The sequence below is a fragment of the Microcella sp. genome (assembly GCF_033763155.1).
Taxonomy (GTDB): Bacteria; Actinomycetota; Actinomycetes; order Actinomycetales; family Microbacteriaceae; genus Microcella.
The window spans coordinates 1-4,503 of the sequence record NZ_JANRKZ010000115.1; the positions used below are offsets into that span (position 1 = coordinate 1).

Sequence of the window (4,503 nt, forward strand, 5' to 3'; positions counted from 1 at the left end):
GTGTGAGGGTTCGTGCTGCTCGCCCGGAACCAGCCCGCAGAGCTGCGACATTTGCCGCGGCTCGGGCCAGATTCAGCGCACGGTGCGCAGCCTGCTCGGCAATGTCATGACGAGCAGCCCCTGCGGAACCTGCCGTGGCTATGGCACCGTGATTCCGAGCCCGTGCCCCTCGTGTGCCGGTCAGGGGCGCGTGCGTGCTCGCCGCGCGATTCCCGTCGACATCCCGGCCGGTGTTGACACGGGCGTGCGTATTCAGCTCACGGGCCAGGGCGAAGTCGGCCCCGCCGGCGGGCCTAACGGCGACCTCTATCTCGAGATCAAGGTCAAGACGCACGAGACCTTCAGCCGCAATGGCGATGACTTGCTCGCGACCGTCGAAGTGCAAATGACCGATGCCATTCTCGGCACGACGGTGACGTTGCCGGGACTCGATGGCGAGGTTCCCGTCGAGATCAAGCCGGGAACCCAGAGCGCCGAGATCATCACGATCAAAGAGCGCGGCATCACGCGCTTGCGGGGCTCGGGCCGCGGCGACCTCAGGGTGGGCGTGCAAGTCGTCACACCCGTGCGGCTCAACGCGAAAGAGACCGAACTCATTCGGCAGTTCGCGGCCAGCCGACGGCCCGTGCCGCCGCAGTTCTCGACCTTCCAGCAGGGCATCTTCGCGAAACTGCGCGATCGCTTCTTGAACCTGTAGCAATGGCCCACTTCTACCTCGACGAGTCGCTCGCAGCACAGGTCGCCGCGGCCGAGGGCTCACCGGCGGCGTCGGTCGTGCACTTGCGCGGCCCCGACGCGCGGCATGCGGCGACCGTCGCGCGGGTTCGCGTGGGCGAACAGCTGCGGGTGGGCGACGGTGCGGGTGTGGTCGTGCACGGCGTGATGTTGGCCGTTGAGTCGGGTGACGTCGCACTGGCGGTCGAGCGCGTCGAGCGTTATGAGCAGCCCCGACCGAGCATCCACCTCGTTCAGGCCCTCGCGAAGGGTGACCGTGATGAACTCGCTGTGCAGGCCGCGACCGAGCTCGATGTTGACGGTGTGATTCCGTGGCAGGCGGCCCGCAGCATCTCGCGGTGGGACTCCGCGAAAGCGGTCAAGAATCGTGAGCGCTGGCAAACGATCGCGCGCGAAGCGACGAAGCAATCGATGCGAGCCTGGATGCCCGTCATCGAGCCCCTCGCCACGACCGCACAGCTCACGGCCCGCGCCGCGCAGTCGACCATGCTCGTGCTCGACCCGACGGCCGAGCACGCCCTCACGTCACTCACGGCGCACGACCTCGGGCACGGCGATGTCGTGCTTGTCGTCGGGCCCGAGGGGGGCATTGCGCCGGACGAACGGGATGCCCTGGTCGCCGCCGGAGCGCGGTGCGTGCGCCTCGGCGCGAGTGTCTTGCGCACCTCGACCGCGGGCCCCGCGGCGATCGCGGTGCTCTCGGCAACGCTTGGGCGCTGGTAAGCATCACCGGGTGCGCGGTCAGGCCGGCGCTCTAGACTGGGGCCATGAGCAGCACCGAGCCGACGATCTTTGAGCGCATCATTGCGCGCGAGATTCCTGCCGACATCGTGCACGAAACCGAGACGATCATCGCGTTTCGAGACATTGCCCCGCAGGCTCCCGTACACCTGCTCGTGGTGCCCAAGACCGCGCTCTACCGTGACGTCGCCGAGCTTGCTGCGGGCGACCCCGCCTTGCTCGCCGAGGTCGTGTCGACCGCGCAGGCGCTGGCCAACGACCACGCCGACGGCCACTTCCGGCTCATCTTCAATACCGGCGCGAACGCCGGCCAGACCGTCTTCCACGTGCACGCTCACGTGCTCGCCGGAGGACTCACCGAGGGATCCCTTGCCCACTGACGATTCTGCGCGCGAGGCGCGCGCCCGCGAACAGCTCGACGTCGACGGCGTCGCGATGGTTCGACTGCTTGGCCCCCACGACCGCTTGCTCAGCACGGTCGAAAAGCAGTTTCCGCTTGTTGATGTGCACGTGCGCGGCAACCAGATCACGCTCGAGGGTGACCCCGCGCAAGTGGCGGCGGCGCGCCGGCTCGTTGACGAGTTGCTCGTGATGGTGCGTGGCGGCCACGACCTCGGCGAGACCGAGGTGACGAGCTCAGCGCGCATTCTTGAACAGGGCGCGGGCAGCCCGGCCGAGGTGTTGAGCCAGGCCATTCTGACGAGTCGCGGCAAGAGCATCCGCCCCAAGACGCTTGGTCAGAAGGCCTACGTCGACGCGATTGATGACCACACGATCGTCTTCGGCATCGGCCCGGCCGGAACCGGCAAGACCTACCTCGCGATGGCCAAGGCCGTGCAAGCGCTCACGCGCAAAGAGGTGGACCGCATCATCTTGACGCGCCCCGCTGTCGAAGCCGGCGAGCGACTGGGTTTCTTGCCCGGCACGCTCACCGACAAGATCGACCCCTACCTGCGGCCGCTCTACGACGCGCTCAACGAGATGATGGACCCCGAGCTCGTGCCCAAGCTCCTCGCGAGCGGTGTGGTTGAGGTGGCCCCGCTTGCTTACATGCGTGGCCGCACGCTCAACAATGCGTTCATCGTGCTCGACGAGGCCCAGAACACGAGCCCCGAGCAAATGAAGATGTTCCTCACGCGGCTCGGGTTCGGCTCGAAGATCGTTGTCACGGGCGACATCACGCAGATCGACTTGCCCACGGGCGCAAGTGGCCTGCAACTCGTCACGCGTGTGCTCGACGGAATCGACGACATTCACTTTGCGCGATTGACGTCAGATGACGTCGTGCGCCACTCGCTCGTCGGCCGCATCGTCGACGCCTACACGAAGTACGACGCCGAGAAGCAGGCGCAGCAGTACGCGCGCGAGAACGGCCTGCCCGATCCCCTCGAGGGGGCGAACCGCGAAGATCGCCGCCGCGGGCTGCAGGGCACGCCGCGCGACCGCGCAAACCGTCGCCCGCGACCCGGAGCGGGAGGACGCTGAGCATGGCCGTCGAGATCAACAACGAGTCGGGTATCCCCGTTGACGAAGCGGGTTTGCAGCGGTTGGCATTGCACGCGTTCGAGCACCTCAATGTGCACCGCGACGCCGAACTCGCCATCGTGCTCGTCGACGAGGCCGCCATCGAACAGCTGCACGTGCAGTGGATGGACGAGCCCGGCCCCACTGACGTTCTGAGCTTTCCGATGGACGAACTGCGCCCCGGCAGTGACGACGAGCCCACCCCGCCCGGTCTGCTCGGCGACATCGTGCTGTGCCCCCAGGTGGCGATTCAGCAGGCTGAGGCCGCCGGACACTCGACGCACGACGAACTGCTGCTGCTGACGACCCACGGCATCTTGCACCTGCTGGGCTTCGACCACGCCGAGCCAGACGAAGAGAAAGAGATGTTCGGCATTCAGCGCGACATTCTCGTGAGCTTCACCCTGGCCGAGCGGGGTCGTGGCGCATGACGGCAGCTCTGCTCTTCTTCGTCGCAGCGGGGTTGCTCGTCGCGATCGGTGGCTTGTTTGCATCGCTCGACGCCGCGCTCGGTGTGGTGAGTCGGGCCGAGCTCGTCGACATCGCGTCGAGCCGCAGCAACCCCCGTCGCCTGCAGGCGGTCGCTGCCGACATTGGCGCCCACGTCAACGCCCTCAACTTTTTGCGCATCGTCGCAGAAACGATCGCTGCGGTTCTCGTGACGATCGGCTTCGCCACCCTCATCGCCGAGTGGTGGTGGGTGTTGCTCATCAGCGCTGGCATCATGATCGGCGTTTCGTTCATTCTGGTCGGCTCGAGCCCGCGGTCGGTCGGTCGCGCTCACCCTCGCGCGATGCTCGGCGCTTTCGACTGGCTCATTCGCGGCGTGCGTCTCGTGACGGGGCCCTTGGCGGATGCTCTCGTCGTGATCGGCAATCGCGTCACACCGGGCCGGCCATCGAGCGCGAGCTTCTCGAGTGAAGAGCAATTGCTCAACATGGTCGACGAAGCCACCGAACTCGACGTGCTCGAAGAAGAAGACCGCGAACTCATCCACTCGATCTTCGAGTTCAACGAGACGATCGTGCGCGAAGTCATGGTGCCGCGCACCGACATGATCGTCATCGAGCAAGGTGCCACAGTGGCCGAGGCGATGACGCTGTTTCTCAGCCGCGGCGTCTCGCGCGTGCCCGTCGTGGGCGAGAGCGCCGATGAAGTGCTGGGCGTTGTGTACTTGCGCGACGCATCCCGCCTGACGTTTGAAAAGCCGAAGCAAGCGGCCACCGCGCTCATCGATGAGCTCGTGAAGCCGGCGCTGTTTGTTCCCGAGTCGAAGAAAGCCGACGACGCGTTGCGGCAATTGCAGCTCGAGTCGAACCACCTCGCCCTCGTCGTCGACGAATACGGCGGCATCGCGGGGCTCGTGACGATGGAAGATCTCATTGAAGAGCTCGTGGGCGAGATCGTCGACGAGTACGACCGCGAGACGGCCGACAGCGAGCAATTGGGCGAGAACAGCTATCGCGTCAGCGCGCGTATGCCCATTGACGAGCTCGGCGATCT

The 4,503-nt window shown here is 66.3% G+C and carries 6 protein-coding genes; all 6 read left to right on the forward strand.

Features of this window, described 5'->3' with window-relative positions:
- Positions 1-697 (forward strand): DnaJ C-terminal domain-containing protein (locus SFU54_RS05150; RefSeq protein ID WP_319015226.1); only part of this gene is annotated, 697 nt, incomplete at its 5' end.
- 2 nt (positions 698-699) lie between these two features.
- Positions 700-1,458 carry a 16S rRNA (uracil(1498)-N(3))-methyltransferase gene (locus SFU54_RS05155; protein WP_319015227.1) on the forward strand — a complete coding sequence of 253 codons (759 nt, stop codon included), beginning with the start codon at positions 700-702 and terminating at the stop codon, positions 1,456-1,458.
- 44 nt (positions 1,459-1,502) lie between these two features.
- Positions 1,503-1,856, forward strand: a complete 354-nt coding sequence (locus SFU54_RS05160; protein ID WP_319015228.1) for a histidine triad nucleotide-binding protein — start codon at positions 1,503-1,505, stop codon at positions 1,854-1,856.
- 55 nt (positions 1,857-1,911) lie between these two features.
- Positions 1,912-2,961: a PhoH family protein gene (locus SFU54_RS05165; protein ID WP_319015231.1), complete on the forward strand. Its 1,050-nt coding sequence runs from the start codon at positions 1,912-1,914 to the stop codon at positions 2,959-2,961.
- Positions 2,962-2,963: 2 nt separating this feature from the next.
- On the forward strand, positions 2,964-3,431 hold the full coding sequence (gene ybeY / locus SFU54_RS05170) for an rRNA maturation RNase YbeY (RefSeq protein WP_319015229.1): 468 nt from the start codon (positions 2,964-2,966) through the stop codon (positions 3,429-3,431).
- A partial coding sequence (locus tag SFU54_RS05175) for a hemolysin family protein (RefSeq protein ID WP_319015230.1) occupies positions 3,428-4,503 on the forward strand: 1,076 nt, incomplete at its 3' end. The genes ybeY and SFU54_RS05175, both read left to right, overlap by 4 nt.